This is a genomic window from Bradyrhizobium sp. 613_E4_N2_2, assembly GCF_052075995.1.
GTDB lineage: Bacteria > Pseudomonadota > Alphaproteobacteria > Rhizobiales > Xanthobacteraceae > Bradyrhizobium > Bradyrhizobium barranii.
In genome coordinates this window covers 6,210,243-6,228,324 of the sequence record NZ_CP197234.1, presented here as the reverse complement: position 1 = coordinate 6,228,324, position 18,082 = coordinate 6,210,243, and the positions used below count along the sequence as shown (strand labels likewise).

Annotated in this window: 2 protein-coding genes; both read left to right on the top strand. The window is 65.5% G+C overall.

Translation table 11 applies throughout. From position 1 onward, the window contains the following. Positions 1 to 216: 216 nt before the first annotated feature. On the top strand, positions 217 to 972 hold the full coding sequence (locus AB7290_RS29785; RefSeq protein ID WP_085403209.1) for a hypothetical protein: 756 nt from the start codon (positions 217 to 219) through the stop codon (positions 970 to 972). Between the two features lie 71 nt (positions 973 to 1,043). Beyond that, positions 1,044 to 18,074: a leukotoxin LktA family filamentous adhesin gene (locus tag AB7290_RS29780; RefSeq protein ID WP_441254224.1), complete on the top strand. Its 17,031-nt coding sequence runs from the start codon at positions 1,044 to 1,046 to the stop codon at positions 18,072 to 18,074. Positions 18,075 to 18,082 lie beyond the last annotated feature (8 nt).

The following is an 18,082-nucleotide window of genomic DNA, read 5'->3' as shown; positions in this document are numbered from 1 at the left end:
CTTATGAATGTTCATTCGCAGCATTCGGCAGTCCGATACCGTATTCCTACCCGGCCAAAGAGTCGCTGTTTCGAGCTTTGTCTGCTCCGTGACGATCTGCAACGCATTGTGGCGTTGCAACATTTCCCGTCTCGTTGAGACGACGGTTCGGAGAAGTCGATTTCTGAGCGGCTGATTTTTTGAAGCGTTGTTTCAGGTTTGTTTCGAAGGTTGTCGATGCGCAAAATCTATCTTCTTCCGGCCCTCGTGGGCCTGCTGACCTCTGTTGCAGCCGGGCCGCTCGCGGCTCAGGGAGTGGTGCCGAAGCAGAAGGCTGCGCCGGCACCCAGAGCCGCCGCTGCCGGTGCGGCGCCAGCTGCCGCCGCCGGTGCGCCGGTCGCTGCTGCGACCGAGACGCCGGCCGCCGGTGCGGACGACAAGACGACCAAGGCGATCGACGGCTTCCGCTCCGCCAAATTCGGCATGAACGAATCCGACGTGCGCGCGGCGATGACCAAGGACTTCAGCGCCAAGCCCGACGCGATCAGGGCGCAGGACAACGCGTCCGAGCTGACGCACAGTCTGCTGCTCTCCGTTCCCGAGCTGCTGCCGAACGGCGGCACCGCCGAGCTCTCCTATGTGTTCGGCTACAAGTCCAAGTCGCTGATCCAGGTCGGCTCGGTCTGGTCGAAGGGGACCGACACGGCGATGACGCCGGAGAAGCTGTTCTCCAACGCCAACATCCTGCGCGCCCATTTCATGGGCGAAGGCTTCAAGCCCGATTCGATCGCGATGAACATGCCCGTCGCCGGCGGCATCGTGATGTTCCGTGGCAGCGACGCCAAGGATCGCTCGGTGATCCTGCTTCTGCAGGGCACGTTCGAGAACAAGGAGAACAACCAGCGTGTGCTGACCCCGACCAGCCTGCTGCTGTTCTACGTCGCGGACGCCAAGAGCCCCGACATCTTCAAGCTGCCGCCCGGCCAGTTCTGATGCCGGACGACCTCACGACATTCTCCCACCCGGTTGTGGATCGGCGCGAATGCCGATGAAGAGGATATGAAATGCGCGGACCATCTGCGACGCGACACAATGACGAGCTGACGACGCTGCGGAGGCTGGCACGCTTCCGCTCGATGTCGCTGCTCTGCGCGATGCAGATGGTCTTCCTGCCGGTGTTCAGCGTCCGCCTGCAGGCGCAGACGGCGAACGTGATCACCCCGGACGGCCGCACCGGGACGAGCCTTCAGACATCAGGCAGCGTGACCAACGTCACGACGTCGACGATTTCGGGCAACAACGCCTTCAACTCGTTCTCGCAGTTCAGCGTCGGGCAGGGCAACACCGTCAATCTGCAGCTGCCGACCGGCACGCAGAACCTCGTCAACATCGTTCGCGACGCCCCGGTCTACGTCAACGGCACGCTGAACTCCTACATGAACGGCGCGATCGGCGGTAACGTCTATTTCGCCGACCCCAAGGGGTTCGTGGTCGGCCGCAGCGGCACGGTGAATGTCGGCAGCCTCAACGTCTCGACGCCGACACGCGAGTTCACCGACAGCCTGATCGGCGCAGGCGGGCAGATCAACCAGTCGGCGGTCGGCAATCTGATGGCGGGCTCGTTCCCTGTCTCGCCCGACGGCAACATCCGTATCTATGGCCGCATCAACGCGATCGACGGTGTGCGCCTGACCGGGCAGAACGTCTTTGTCGGCGGCGCCAGCCAGCGCGACATCGCCAATCTCGACCACGCCGCGAAGTTCGCAGCCTCCGTCAACTCCAAGGGCCTGCGCAGCGCCAGCGCGATCACCGTGAGCAACGGCTCGATCCATATCGGCGCCGTCAACAACGCCAGGATCAACGGACGCCTCACTGCGCAGAGCAAGAGCGCGACGCCGAGCAACATCACGGTTCAGGCCGGCAACAACATCGATGTCGGCAAGAAGGCCAATCTCAACATCGCAAGCGCAAACGGCAATGCCGGAGAGATCCGCCTGAAGGCGGCGCAGAACCTGACCGTCGCGGGCGGCGCCAGGTTCGATGCCAGTGCGAAGACGGGCAATGCCGGTCTCGTCGACTTCAGCGCGAACGGGATCATCGACATTGGGAAAGGCATCAAGGTCGATCTCAGTGCGGACAACGGCAAGGCCGGCACGCTGCTGATCGACCCGACCGACGTGGTCGTGGGTGATGCCGCTCAGGGCGACACCGGCGTGACGCTGTCGAACAGCTCCATCGTGAATGCGCTCGCCGGGCTCAGCGCCGGTGCCGACTACCTCATCCAGGCCGATCATTCCATCACGCTCGCCGCGCATGCGATGATCGATGCCCGCCGTCTCGATGGCTCCGGCCATTCGACCGGCAACGCCAACAACGTCATCATAGACGCGCCGAACATCGAGATCATGAATGGCGCGCAGATCCTGGCCCAGTCGGTCAACTTCGGCGGGACCACCTACGCCGACGGCAACGTGACGCTGAGGGCAACGGCGAGCGACATCAAGCTGTCCGGCCAGGCCACCGCCGCGACGGCGATCACGGTCGACGGCAAGATTACCGGCGGCATCGTCTCGATCACCGCAACCTCGACGGCCGTGTCGAGCTTCCTGAACGGTTCGGTGGCCGGTGATTTCGCGCTTGTCGGCTCGACGCTTGCCGCCTCGCTGCTCGGGCTCAATGGCGGCTATGTCGCGGCAAGCGCGACTGCGACCATCAACATCAACAGCCATGCCGACATCAACGGCCGTGGCGACGTCACCATTTCCGCGCATGCCACGGAGACCGCGTCGGATCCGGCGGTCGCCTCCACCTTGCTCGGCAGCCTCACGCCGGTCGCGGCCGGCGTGGTCGTCGGCAAGATCGACGGCACTGCCACGACCAACGTGGCCTCGGGCGCGACGGTCAACGCCGGCGGCAACCTCGAGATCAAGGCGCTCAACGATGCGACCATCGCCATCTCGGCCCTCGCGGCGTCGACGAGCGCGCAGATTGTCCCGACGGTGGCCTATTCCACGGGATCGGTGACGACGACCGCCAACGTCGCGACCGGCGCGCATATTGCTGCCGGCACGGTGAACACGAGCGGCAGCACCCTGAAGGTGCGCGCGATCAACAACAACTCGTTCTCGACCAGCGCAACGTCGGTTGCGGCGCCCGGAACGGGGGCGAGCGGTGCTGTCGGCGGCGCGTTCGCCATCAGCGACATCACGACGTCCGCGACCGCGACGCTCGGCGCATCGCTCGGAACCGATACCGCCAACCGGATGAACGGGTCCGTTCTGGTCGAAGCGACGTCCGATACCACGCTCAATTCCACGATGGCTTCGTCCATCGCCGGCCTCCCGGCACTGATCGCGGCAATCGAAAGAGGACTGCGTGCCGTCACCGCGCCGACGTCGATCATCAGGGACCATATGGGCTCGCTGATGCCGTTGAGCTTCGATTTCAAAGTCGCAGGCGCGCTCTCGCTGGCCAACAGCACGCAGAGCGCAACCGCTGCGATCGCGCAGAATCCGAGCGGCGGCGCGCCGAGCATCTATGCCAGCGGCAACGTCGCCGTCGCCAGCAACGTCATCGATCGCGGCGTTCGCAGCAATGCGACGTCCAGCGCGATCACGAAGGACCCGGTGTCCGGCGAGAGCACCGCGATCAGCGCGGCCGTCGCCTGGGGCAATTTCACCCACAATTCGAACGCCTATATCGGCGGCGGAACCCTGGTCAACGCGGCGAATATCGCCGTCGATGCCACCACCGAATTGCCGATCACCAACACCTGGCTGAAGTGGGATGGTTTGGGCGCGGTGCTGAGCCACCTCAACGGCAATCTCGGCGTCGGCGGCAACATCCTGACCAGCTACGCCAATGCCACCGCGGACGCTGGCGACACGATCGGCATCGCCGGTTCGCTGAACCATTTCGTCGTGAACAACAACACGACGGCGTGGGTGGCCGGCAGCGCGAGCCTGACGGCAACCTGCGCGACCGCGGCCTGCGGCAGTGGCACCGGCTGGTCGGTCGGGATGGACAATGGCGACGTCCATACCTACAACGCCAGCCTCCAGATCGCGGCCACCACGACCACGGCGTCGATCGACGCCGCCGGCAATGTCGGCACGCTCGGCTTCCTGTTCGGCAACACCTCGGGCGGCTCCTCCGTCGGCGGCGCGCTCAATCTCGTCCAGTTCAACACCAATACCATCGCCGGCGTTTCGGACCGTGCGACGCTGCGTGCTGCGGACGACATCGCCGTCAACGCGATCACTTCCGACCGGTTCGTCGCTGTCGCACCGTCGTCCGGCAAGGCTGCCGGCACGCTGGCGCTGAACGGCATCACTTCGCTCGGTTTCCTGAACAACACGACGCACGCGTCGATCTCGAGCCAGGCCACCGTCTATGCCCCGACCGTCGGCATTCTGGCGCAGCAGGATCTGTCGGTCGTGACGCTGTCCGGCGCGATGAGCTATAACGGGAGCGGCGGTTCGGCGGTCGGCTTGTCGGTCGCCTATCTCGGCGCAAATACCGACACCTCCGCCTATATCGGCGACAACCATTCCGACATCCGGCCCGGCGTGTTCAGCGCCAACGATCCGTTCGCCGGCACCAGCGGCGGAAGCGGGGCGGTCAATGTCGACAATCTGACACTCAGCGCGACCACTTCGGGACGCATCACGGCGGCCGCCGTCGCGGCAGCCGTCTCCGACCCGGCGTCGTCGAGTTTCTCCGACAAGGCAGGCGCTGCCGGCGCCGCCTCGACCGGAGGCACCGCCGGCGTGACGACGGCGGCGGGCAAGATTGGTTCGACCTCGGGATCGAGCACAAGCGGCTTCAGCCTCGATCTCGCCGGCAGCTCGTCGGTGAGCGACGTCTCGCTCGGCACCAGCGCCTATATCAGGAACACGACGGTCAACAAGTACACCACGACCGGCGCCGTGCTGACCAACACGATCGTTCAGGCGCTGAACGACACTATGCTCAACAATGGTTCCGGCTCCGCGGCGCTCAATCTGGCCGGAGGGTCTGCCACGGGGGCTGCGATCGGCGGCGCGATCGCGGCGGCGATGTCGAACAATGCGACGCTCGCCTATATCTACGGCACCACCATGAACAACCAGAGTTCGGTGACGGTGCAGGCGCTCAATGGCGGCTCGGAGACCGTCGTTGCCATCGGCGTGGCGGGATCGAAATCCAATTCAGCGTCGCTGTCGGCCTCCGTCGGCATCATCACTGACAGCGCCAACGCCTATATCGAGAGCTCGACGATCACGGGGCAGGCGTCCGGCGTCAACCGGGCGCTCGAGGTCGATGCCTACCAGACCACGAACATCGCGATCGGCGGCGGCTCTCTCTATATATCGGGCGGCCAGGCCGGAGTCGGCATCGGGCTGACCTATGCCTCGATCGCCGATCCCACGGGCGGAAACGCGACCGACGCGCATATCCGCAGCACGGCGATCTCGAATTACGACACCCTGTTGGTGATGGCCGACAGCGCCAGCGTGATTGCGGCCGGTGCGGCCTCAGGCGGGGGCGGGGCCAGCGCCAACGGACTTGCCGGCGCGATCGTCGTCAGCGAGATCACGCCGACCACGACAGCCTATATCAACAGCGGCTCGACGGTGAGCATCAATGTCGGCCGCGTGACGGTGCTGGCGGACAGCGGCGCGGTGTCGGCGCTCGACACTGCGCTCGGCAACCTCGTCAAGAAGTCGAACAACAATCTTCTCGCGTCGGATACCTGCACGGTCGCCGGTGGCACGGGCGGGCAGAACTGCATCGACTTCAGCGCGGCTGCGCTCAACGGCGGCACGGGCAACGGTCCGGGAGCCAGCATCGTCTCCGTTGCGGGTCTCATCCAGGCGGGCAAGAACAATGTCGGCGCCTCGATCGTCTACAACACCATCGCAACCACGCATTCGGCCTATATCGCCAACGTCCTGATGACCGCCGGCAGCAACGGCAATGTCAGTGTGAGCGCGGTCGACTCCTCCAAGATCCAGGCGGTCACGATCGGCTTTGGTCTGGCGACCGGACAGTTTGCGGGCGTCGGCGGTACCACGATCAGCAGCATCTCCAATACCGTTACGGCGGCCATCGGCAACGGCCAGTCCAGCGCGACGCAATCGTCCGTCACGGCCAAGAACATTTCCGTCAACGCGACCGACAATTCCAGCATCACCGGAACCGCCGCCGTCGCGGGAGCCTCGACGCAAGGCAGCGCCGCGGGCCTGGCACTCGTCTACAGCAGCATCGCCAACAATGTCAGCGCTGGCGTGACCGGGTCCAAGCTGACCGCCTCGGGCAGCGTCGCGGTCGGTGCGAACTCGAACGCCAGCATCTCGACCGTCGCCGTCGGTATCGCGATGTCCTCGCAGGTCGGGCTGGCCGGTTCGGTCGCCACCAATCTGATGGGGACCAACGTCACCGCCAGCATCACCGCCGCCGGCACCAACGGGATCAACGGCGCCGACGTCACCGCGACCAACAACGTCGCCGTGATCGCCGGCAACAACGACAAGGCGGCCGTGTTTGCGGGTGCCGTGTCGATCAGCAAGGGCGCTGCCGGCGGTGCCGGCTCGCTGGTCACCAACCAGATCACGGGAACCACCGCGGCCTATATCAGCGGCGCCAACACCAAGGTCGATGCGCTCGGGACCAGCACCACCGACACGCTGTCGGTCAACAGCGGCTCGCTCGTCCATGCCTTCGATCTCGGCACCGCGCATGCCCCGACCGACACCACGCCCGACCTCACCGAGACCCAGGACACCGTGCGCGGCCTTACCGTGGTCGCGAGCTCGCACCAGGCGGTCGTGACCAACGTCGCGTCGGTTGCCGCGAGCAGCGGCATCGCCATCATGATCAACCCGATCACCAATGTGATGAGCGGGCAGACCCGGGCCTATATCGACAGCGCTTCCATCGACACGCGCCTGACCTCGTCGACGCTGGCGCCGCAGATCGAGGTCGCCGCGTCGAGCTTCTCCTATTCCGGCGCGTTCGGTGCCGGCATCGTGGCTCCGACCGGCAACGGCGGCGGCGGCGCTACCATCATCAGCACCACGATGCAGCGCGGTACGTTTGCCTACATCACCAATTCGACTGTCGGCGGCGCGCAGTCGTCGAGCCCGACGGTCGGCGCCGTCACCGTGAAGGCCAATGCCGAGCAGGATGCATCCTCGATCGCGATCGGCTTCAACACCGGCTCGGTCGGGTTGAACGTCTTCCAGGCGACGACTGAAGCCTATGTCGACGGTGGCGCGCTGACGGCCGCATCGCTGACGGTGAACGCCACCAACAACACCGGCATCTTCTCCGCGAACGGCTCCGGCGCCTATGGCAGCCAGGCCGCGATCGGCGCGGCGTTCCTGGTCCAGGTCTCCTCGAACCGGACCGAGGCCTATGTCGGCGACGAATTCCACTATCAGGGCAATGGCGCTGCACACACGACCGCGCTCAATCTGAGCGGCGCGCTCGACGTCGAGGCCACCACCAAGAACCGCTTCGAGGCCTATGCGATCGGCGGTGCGCTCTCGACCGGCACGGCGGCGATCGCCGGCATGGCGAACATCGAGATCGCCAACAACACCACCATCGCCGGTGTCTACGACACCACATTGCAATCGGTGACGGGTGGTGCGGCTGGCGCGGTCACCATCAACGCGACCGAGGACGTGGCGATCAAGGAGATCGCGGGGGCGCTCGCGGTTGGCGCCAGCGGGGCAGGGGTCGGCATCGGCGCCGCCGCCAACGTCATCAGCTTCAAGAGCCAGACCATTGCGGAAAGCCGCAACAGCAATCTGAACTCGGCTGGCGCGATCAACGTCAATGCGCTCAGCACCAAGGAGGTGCTGTCCTACGCGGTCACCGCGGGCATCGGCGGCAGCGTCGGTATCGGCGCGACGGTCGGCGTCATCATCATCGGCACCAACACCGCCGATGCCGACACCCAGGGCCAGCAGACCGGCCAGCTCAATCAGGGCAACAACGGCACCATCGCGTCCGTGAACAACGGCACCAACCATACGCAAGGCAGCAACGCGGTCGCCAGCGGCACGGCCGGCAATCCGAACAGCGCCAACGTCAGCTCGACCTACGACGTCAGCAGCGTGCTGAGCGGCGGCAACGACGCCGTCGTCGCGCAGATCGCTGGCGGCAACGTCACGGGCACGCAGGTCAATGTCACTGCCACCAGCGCCAATGCGGCCAAGATGTATCTGCTCGGCGCAGGCTTTGCGAAAAATGTCGGCATCGGGGCCGGCATTGGCTACACCAGCGTCAACAGCACCGTGCTCGCCAATCTGAGTGACTACGGACGCAACGGCTCCGGCGTGCTGGTGGCCGCAGATACGCCTTTGGCCGTCTCGGCACCGATTGTCACCGTTGCGGCGGTGGTCAAGGACGCGACCACCGGACCTTATGCCGGCAAGACCATCGACACCGAGGCGATCGCCGGCGGTGCGGCGCTTTACTTCGGCGCCGATGCGGCTGTCGCGGTCGGCAATGTCAGCAACTCCGTGGTGGCGATGCTTGGCGGCCAGATCACCGGCACGGGCGGCACCGGCACTGGCGCCGCGGTCATGGCGCAGGATTCGACGACCCAGGTGGTCTTCACCGGCGGCGTCACCGGCGGCGCCGTGGCTGTCGGCGCTTCGGTCGCAACGGCAAGCCGAACGAGCTCGGTCGCTGCGAGGGTTCTGAACGGCTCCACCGTCAACGTCACGACTCTGGCAGTTGGAGCAAGCGGCGCCGGCACCTTGACCACGACGTCCACAGCACTTGGTGGCGGCATCGTCGCGGGCGTCGGTGCGGATGCGGAGGCCCACGAGAACTCGTCCGTGTTGGCGGAGATCGGCAGCAGTGCCTCGATCACGACGTCGGCGGCCGGCGTCGGCACGCTGGTGTCGGCGTCGATCGCGCCCAACCTGTCGAGCGAGGCAATCGGCGTCTCGGTCGGTGGCGGTGCCGTCGGCGTCGCCATCGCCAAGTCCACGGTCGGCGCCACGGTGACGGCCGATGTCGGCGACAACGTCAGCTTCTCGGGCGGTGCGCTCGCGGTAACCGCCATGGCGCTGGTTCCGACCGTCGGCACCACGACGTGGGCCAAGGCGCTCGCTGGCGGCGGCTCGCTGATCGGCGCACAGGGCAGCCTTGCCGTGGCGTCCGAGAACGCGACGGTGAGCGCCTATGGCGGGATGGGGATCCGGCTTCCCAACGCCGACGTCACCATCGCGGCCGAGAACGACAGCGCCCAATACGCCGAGGGGACGGGCCTTTCGAGCGGCTTCCTGGCGCTCGGTGCGACGGTCGCGCAAACGTCGTCGAACGCGCACACCTATGCCTATCTGGGTGCGCCCGCCGATATGGATAATCTCAATCACGGCAATTGCACGGGCATTCTCCGGATCACGGCCACCGGCACGGATACCAACGTGTCCAACGCGACGGTCGGCGCAGGCGGCACCTATGCCGGCGCGGCAGCGGTCGCCACCACCAGCTCGACCGCCGTGACCAACGCACGGTTCGACGGTGGCGCGACGGACGACACGCTCTATTTCGGCGGCCTCCGCATCAATGCCAAGCACACCACGAATTACGCCGCCAGCGGCGACGCCTATCAGGCCTCGACGGCCGGTGTCTCCGCCGGCAAGGCGCAGAACGACGTCGACTCCACCACCACTGCCGAGATCGGAACGCACCTGATCATCAATTCGGCGGGCGGCAACATGGTCGTCATCGCCAACGACATCGTCAACCAGGGGGGCGGCGGCGCGCGGTCGGGCTCCGGCGGCTCGTTCTCGGGTGCAGCCGCACTCAGCACGTCGACCGTCACCCAGCACGTCAACACAAATATCGGGGCCGGCACGGTCCTGAGCCTCAACGGCGATCCGCGGACGTCGGCGGCGTTCATCAATATCGAGGCCTACAACACGCTGAACACCAACGATACGGCGAGCCTCGCCACGGCCAGCTTCTTCGCCGGCGGCGGCGCCGAATCCAACATGACGGCGAATGCCACGCTCGCGGTCAACATCAATGCCCGCGAGCTGTTCAGCGTGGGCAAGATCTATATCGGCACGGCCGCGAAGATGGCGGCGGCGAACAACGCCAATGCCAGCCTCTACGGCGCGATCGCCGGCGTCGGTGCCAGCACCAACAGCTGGGTCCACGCCAACCAGTCCGTCAATGTCGGCGACAACGCGAAGATCGCGGCCTGGCGCGACATCACCATCTACGCGGGCCTCGCTGGCGACGGCACCGTCTTCAGCAGCGTGCAGGCGACGGCGACGACGGTCGTCTACAACAACACCGCCGTTCCGATCTCCACGCTTTATCGCGGCACGGCCAATGCCGACGACACCACGAGCCTGACGCTGGCCCCCACCTCGAGCATCCTCGGCGCGCGTGACATCTATCTCGGCGCAACGCAAGGGCAGGTCACGGCGGCCGGCAACGGCAGCAACTACAATCCGTATCTGGACATCTTCAGCGCCAAGAACAGCGACAACCACAGCCACACCAGCGGAACCGGCGATGTCGCGCTCAACGGCCAGGTGGTGGCGGGCGTCAATAACGATTTGACGATCACGATCGAACTCGGTGCGACCGCGCCGACACTGAGCACGACCAGTCCCTATTCCCTGCTGACAAACGGCTCTTCATCGGTCCTTGAGCTCGTCTCCGACGTCAATCACTTGAGCCCGGTGATGAGCTGGAACCACCAGACGGTCCAGTACGCCGTCGTCGGCAACTTCAATCCCTACCAGCTGGTGGTCAACCAGCTGGCGTCGCTGACCGGACTGACCGAGTCGCAGGTCCGCTCCCAGCTCGCGGCGGCGACGCCCACGTCGCCTGCCAGCATGTTGCCGTCCGGCACCGATCCGACCGGCGACAAGCAGCGCCAGATCGACACGTTGATCAAGCAGGCGCCGTTTACCTCCGACGCGCCCGGCAACGCCTTCGCGTTCGGCGACATCATGGTGTCCGCCGGCAACGTCTCAATCCTGGCCCAGAAGCTCACCGGCAACAGCGGATCGAATCCCGCGGCACCGGCGGTCATCGCGCGCAGCTCGCCGTTGATCAAGATCGAGAACAAGGGTCTCGACTTCATGAGCCTGGCCAACCTCACGGTCACCGATGTGACCGGAGGCAACATCACCTACCGCCAGATCGACCATGTCGACCCGGATTCGCACTCCAATGTGACCTTCACCGCGATGCCGAGCGCGACGCCGGTCATCGACGTCTCGGCCACCTACAACCGCCTGGATCCCGATAGCGGCCAGGGCATCGACCAGAACGGCAACGTGCTGACCCGCACGCCCGACATCTATTTCAACGGCGCCGTCAACAACGCGAACGGCCTGCTCAAGATCATCAACAATCTCGGCAGCGTCGTCGCATCGCAGTCGCTCAGTGCCGCGACCGTCCAGATCGTGGTGCCCAAAGGCACCTTCACCTTCCTCGGCGGTATCGGGAGCTTCTACGACAGCGGCAGCGCGGTCACCTCGCAATGGGCCACCACTGAAAACAGGCCGGAAGACACGCTGACCGCGGTGATGACGGCGGCGACCTATCTCGGCGCCTACGGCGACTACTATACCGCTCCGCATATCGCTTCGGGAACCGATCACCCCTATTTCTATTACTGCTGCACCGACGGCAGCCACGGCGTGTATCAACCCGTCGGCAACGCCGACGCCAGCACGATCTTCACCGCGCGCATGCTGATGACGTATTACGACGGCACCTCGCTCTATTCATCGATCTTCCTGCCGGTGGGCAGGGGTACGCCTGGGAACACCAGCACTCCCGATGCCGGCAGCGTGCCTGACATCGCGACCCTCAAGATCATCGAGGGGCAGTCGCAAGACTCGTCCAATGTCGTGCTCGCGCAGTGGAAGAAAACGACTTATGACGGCCGCAACGTCTACACCGATAGCGGTCCGTACAAGACGCCGTTCAACTGTGCGTCAGCCTGCGACAGCTCGGGCTTCTTCCAGGTGATCAACATCCAGCCGGATGCGATCACGCCGAAGACCGCGGACGCGCCGGCCACCGCGACTGCCACCCGGACCATCAGCGGCCAGGCGGTCATCATCTCGGCGTCGGTGATCAACATCAACGGCACCATCCAGGCCGGCTCGAGCAGCAATTACTCGGTCGACATCGGCGCCGCGGCGTACGATGCCATCTACGGCAGCAACGGCCTCAAGAACCGCAACGGCGGCGCGGATTTTGCCGCGGCCCAGGCCAATGCGCGGAACGGCGTCTATTACGACATCTCGGGCTCCGTGACGGCGTCGGCCAGCGGCGACGCCAAGATCGGGGTCAGGTACAACGCTCTCACCGACCAGCTCATCCTGAATGGCGTGGCGCAGGGCGCCGGCGGCTACGTCTACCTCAACGGCAAGATCATCTCGACCTCGACCGACAGTACCCAGACCCAGGGTAACATCGAGATCAAAGGCGGCGCCGGCACGGTCACCGTCAACAACACCAGCGGGCTCCAGCTGGTCACCAACACCATCAATACCAGCGTCACTGCCCAGAGCGTGGTCGAGATCGTCGACCAGCTCAAGGGGAAGACGACGTGGTGGGTTTACGATCCCAAGGCTGCAAGCAGTCAGCAGGTGTCGCGGTACGAGACCAACAGTGTCACTGCGGCCGCGATCGACCCGTCGATGCTTACGGCCAGGACCGGTACGGCGGGCGTCCAGTACCGGACGCAGGAGAACATGCTCTATCAATGGGTCGACACCGCGACGCTGGATCGTCTACCCACCAGCACGCAGTTCGACTACGGCTGGAGCTTCACGCCCAATCAGGTCACCGGCGAGAACTGGACCCGCTCGACCAACCTGGTTTCAGGCACGCAGAGCAGCAACTATCAGAAAGTCACCACCGCCACAGGCAGCTATCACTGGGCGGGAGGCGTGAACCCGGATGGGAGCCCCGTTGGACTCAACACCCATTCCAACGCGTGCTGCGGCGCGGACGCCCAGTACAACTGGTACCAGGCGATCTATGATCACCTGACGCTCACGCTGACCAACACGGTCAAGGCGTCGAACCCGATCAACATCAAGTTCATCGGCGGCAGTAGCAGCGACGTCGTGGTCAATTCGACCTCGGGCATCGTCATCAACGGGTCGATCAACAACCAGCAGGGCACGACGACGCTTGCCGCCACCGGCGCCAACTCGTCCATCACGGTCGCCGCCAATGCCAACAACCCGGTGATCTCGGGGACGAGCGTGACGCTTCGGGGTGACGGCGGTATCGGCACGCTCGGCACCACCAAGGCGCCCGTCCAGGTGCAACTCTATGGCGGCAGCCTGACCGCGAGCTCGATCGACCGCGACATCGCGATCTCGGCGATCGGCGCGCTGTCGATCAATCAAGTGAAGGTGAATTCGGCAGGCACCACGCCGCAAGGCAGCGTCTTCCTCTCGGCGACCGGCGACATCAACTCGGCGTCCGCCTACAACATCGCCAATCCCGTCGTGATCGGCAAGAACATCGAGATCAACTCCACCTCCGGCGCGATCGGCGCGAAGAGCGCCGTCGTCAACGGCGCGTCCACCCTGACCAACATCAATCCGCTGGTGATCCAGGCGACCGGCACGGTCCAGGCCAACAGCACTGTCGATGGCGGCGTTCTCGACAGCGCCTCGGCCACCGGCACCTACATCATCCAGTCCAAGGGCGATCTGCGCCTCGGCACGGTCCAGTCGACCGGCGGTCCGGTGTTCCTCGAGGCGGCAGGCTCCGACGGCAACCAAGCCAACATCCTGAACGGACGCGCGGCGGTTGGTCTGACCCAGGCGCAGAGCCAGCATCTGCAGGACGTCTGGGCGAGCCTCGACCTGCTGAGCGGCAACGCCGCCACCAATGCCGTCAACAGCTACCAGTCGATGGTGACGTCGGCCTACAACGACTACTTCCAGCTCAAGAACATCGCGTTCCAGGACGGCAGCACCTACAATCCGACCTCGGTGGGGCTGACGGTGCTGCGGGCGCAGGTGGCTGCCAAGCTCGGCATCATCGATCCCGCCAATGTCACGACCACGCAGATGCAGGTCGAGGCCACGACGCGGTTCCTGCAGGACCAGTTTCTGCTCGGCAAGATCACCACCGACCAGCTCAAGAGCTCGCTGACGACATTGCTCGGCACCGCGCCGGCGGATCCGCTGGGGACGGTGTTCGGCACTTCGCTTTCGACGACGCTGTTCACGAAACTGTTCGACGGCGTGGCAACCGCCAATCAGCGAATGCCCAGCAACACGGCGCTGCAAACGGCGCTCAATACCTACAATGCGAGCTACAGCTATACGCTGGCGTCGACCGAGCGGGTCTATAGCATCATCACCGCGGGCTCGCAGTGGACGCAGAGCCAGCTCGCCTACACGGTGTCGTCGTCGGCCGTCGGCGCGGCGCCGCCGCCGATCGACGAGAACGTCGTGGCCAATGTCAACGCCAACCAGATCATGCTGTACGCGCCGCGCGGCTCGGTCGGCAATTCGGCCGCGCCCCAGACGTTCACCTTCACCAGCGTCGATTCCTCGTCGCTGACGCCGGAGCAGAGGGGATTGCTCGCCACGGCCGGTCCCGGCCAGCTCACCGTCGGCGCGGTCACGGACCCGACGACCCATGTCACGACCTATACGGTCAGCCTGTCGCAGCAGAACCTCGTCGTCGTCGACAACCCGATCGCGATCTCGGCCAAGGCGCTGTCGAATATCTATCTCGGCAGCAAGAACAGCCTCGCGCTCGGCGGCGTCACTGCGAACTACGGCCCGATCGCGGCCGCGCAGGCCAACGGCATCGAGGTGACCGGCCGCGGCGACGTCAAGCTCGACGCCGTCAACAGCATCTCCGCCAACGCAAGCGGGGCCGTGATATCAGGTGATATCGGCAACCTGACCCTGATCGCCGAGCACGGCAATGTCGGTGCCCCCTCGGGAACCGCCGGAAGCAACCCCGCGAACAATACGAACGCGCTCCAGATCGCGTTCGCGGATCCGTCCAACGACCAGCTCGACCAGGTTTCGTCGGCGCAGGGCATCTACCTGAAGCAGACCACCGGCGATCTCATTCTCGGCAACATTGCCGCCGGCAATGCGATCCAGCTCGCTGCGACCGGCAGCATCTATGCCGAAGCCGGCTTCACCGACCGTTCGGCGATCCATATCCTCGGCGCCGACCTCGATCTGCGCGCCGGCGGCAACATCGGCTTCAACGGCTCGACCTTCCAGCCGCTGCAGGTGAATATCTCCGGCGCGGTGACCGGCTCGGCGGTCGGCGACCTCAGCATCCTCGCCGTCACCGGCGATCTCATAGTCGGCACGAGCGGCACCTATGGGACGCTGACGGCCGGCGGTGCGCTGACGCTGAACGCTGCGCGCGGCGGACTCACCGTCAATGCCGACATCACCAGCGGCGGCCTGATGCAGCTGCTTGCCAACCGCGGCATGAATTTCGCTGCCGGCACCAGCGCTGCGCCGGTGGTTGCGACCAGCAGTTCGGACGGCGTCACCCTGGTTGCCGCGACGCTGACGATGGGCGCCTATTCGGCCATCAACGCGGGCGGCCTGATCTCGGTGACCACCACGGGCGATGCGACGATCGGCCAGCTGAATTCATCGCTGTCCTATGCGGCGGCCTCGAACGCGCCCTCGATCATTGTCACCGCCGGTGGCGTCGCCTCGCTTGGCGCGATCCTCGACAATGGCGACGGCCAGACCAGGTTCGTCGCGTCCGGCGCGGGCGCCGAGCTGTCGCTGAGTGCATCGAACGGTATCGGAAGTGCCACGAGCCGGCTCGCCTTCAACGCCGTACAATTGTCGGCGAGCGCGAGCGCCGGGGGCATCTACCTGAAGGCGCTGACCGACACCGAGGCGAGCTTGCTCTCCGCGGTGAAGGGCAACGTGGACATCATCGGCACCGGCGCGCTGACGCTCGACCAGGTGCTGGCGGGCACGGCGACCGGCGCGAGCGGCAGCTTCAGTGCCGTCGCGAACAACGGCAGCATCGTCATCGGGACCGCCGACAGCAGCGGCTCGCAGACGGTCCACGCCAGCCAGAACGTGACGTTCAAGTCGCTGACGACGACCGGAAATGCCGGCGATGCCGGCAACATTGACGTCACCGCCGACAACGGCTTCATCCTGGCGCAGACGGTGACGTCGGGCGGCGTGACCACGCTGGGGTCGGTCTCGGCCCACGGCTCGGCGACGCTGCTCGCGGCGACGACCATCACCGGCAACACGCTCGCCACCACGACCGGCTCGGCCGTGCTGACCGCGACCGGCCCGATCGACTGGAACACGCTCAACGTCGGCACGACGCTGGGCGCGACGGCAAGCCAGGGCAGCATCACCTTCAAGACCGCGCAGAGCGGCGGCACGCAGACCCTCCGCGCCCATGACAATGTGACGTTCAATGCGCTGACGACGACCGGCATCACGGGCGATGCCGGCAGCATCAACGTCACCGCCGACAACGGCTTCATCCTCGCGCAGACGGTGACGGCTGGCGGCGTGACGAGCCAGGGTTCGGTCTCAGCCAACGGCTCGGCGACGCTGCTTGCGGCCACGACCATCACCGGCAACACGCTCGCCGCCACGACCGGCTCGGGCCTGCTGACCGCGAGCGGTCCGGTCAACTGGAATGTCCTCAATGTCGGCACGACGCTGGGCGTGACTTCAAGCCAGGGCAGCATCACGTTCCAGACGGCGCAGAGCGGCGGCACGCAGACCATTCACGCCCACGACAACGTCACCTTCAACGCGCTGACGGCGACGGGCATCAACGGCGACGCCGGCAGCGTCAACGTCAATGCGGATAACGGTTTCATCCTGGCGCAAACGGTGATGTCGGGCGGCGTGCCAACGCTGGGCTCGGTCTCCGCCAATGGCTCGGCGAGGCTGATCGCGGCGGGGACCAACACCGGTCATAACCTCACGGCCACGACCGGCAACGCAGTCCTGAGCGGCACCGTCGTTCGTTGGGATAATCTTAGCGCGGGCGGCACGCTCGACGTCACCGCGACGGCCGGAGGGATCACCGTTGGCACCGCCATCAGCGGCGGCACGCAGACCCTGCATGCCGTCAACGATATCGTCTTCAGCCAGCTCACCACGACCGGTATCCCGGGCGATGCCGGCGACCTCTACGTCAAGTCCGACACGGGCTCGCTCCGCGGCGGATCGATCACCGCCAACGGCGAGACGCGTTTCGATGTGGCCGGATCGGTCTCGTTCGACCGGATCAGTGGCGACATCGTCAAGATGACGTCGTCGGGTGACCTGACGATCAACTGGGTCAGCGTCGTCCGGGAGCTCGACCTGGCGGCAGACACGATCAACGTCAGGGGCGAGCAGATCCGTTCGAATCCGGCGATCCCGCTGATCATGAACATCACCGGCTATAACGGCGGCGTCGCGAAGTCCGCCAACATCTCGATCGACCCGGACAGCATCATCGTCAACCAGTTCAGGGTGGTGGACGCGAACTTCTGGACCGACGCGCATGCGGTCACGATCCTGAACGGCTATGTCCCGGGCCAGCTCATGCTCACCACCGCCACCCAGCAGGTGTTCCTGAACAACCGGACGCTGGTGCCGACCAACGGGCCGACGCTCCAGCTCTACCAGCCGGGCGGCGTGTTCACGATGAGCCAGATCGGCAACGCCAATGTCAGCAACGCCTACGTGGTGTTCTACACCGGCGACGTCTCGGCGAGCGTCACCAATTACGGGCCGACGCACACCTGCTGCTACGACTTCACCGGCGCCAGCATGGTGCGCAACATCCCGGTCGACGGCGAGGGCAAGGAGAGCATCGAGACCTGGCTCGCGAAGAAGGATGGCGGGACGTTCTATTTGCTCGGTCTCTCCGGCCAGGCGCGGCTCGATGCGCTGCTGACGCCGCGTCCGGTCGAGACCATCGGCTCCGGTCCCGCCGTCAACATCGAGGGACTGAGCGACCTGCGCAAGCTGCGCCGTCAGGGGCAGCGCGTGGGTCGCCCGGGCTGGAAGGATGCGGCGGTCGAGACGGCGAAGCCGTCCGTTGGCCGTCTCGCACAGGCATGGTAACGAGATTC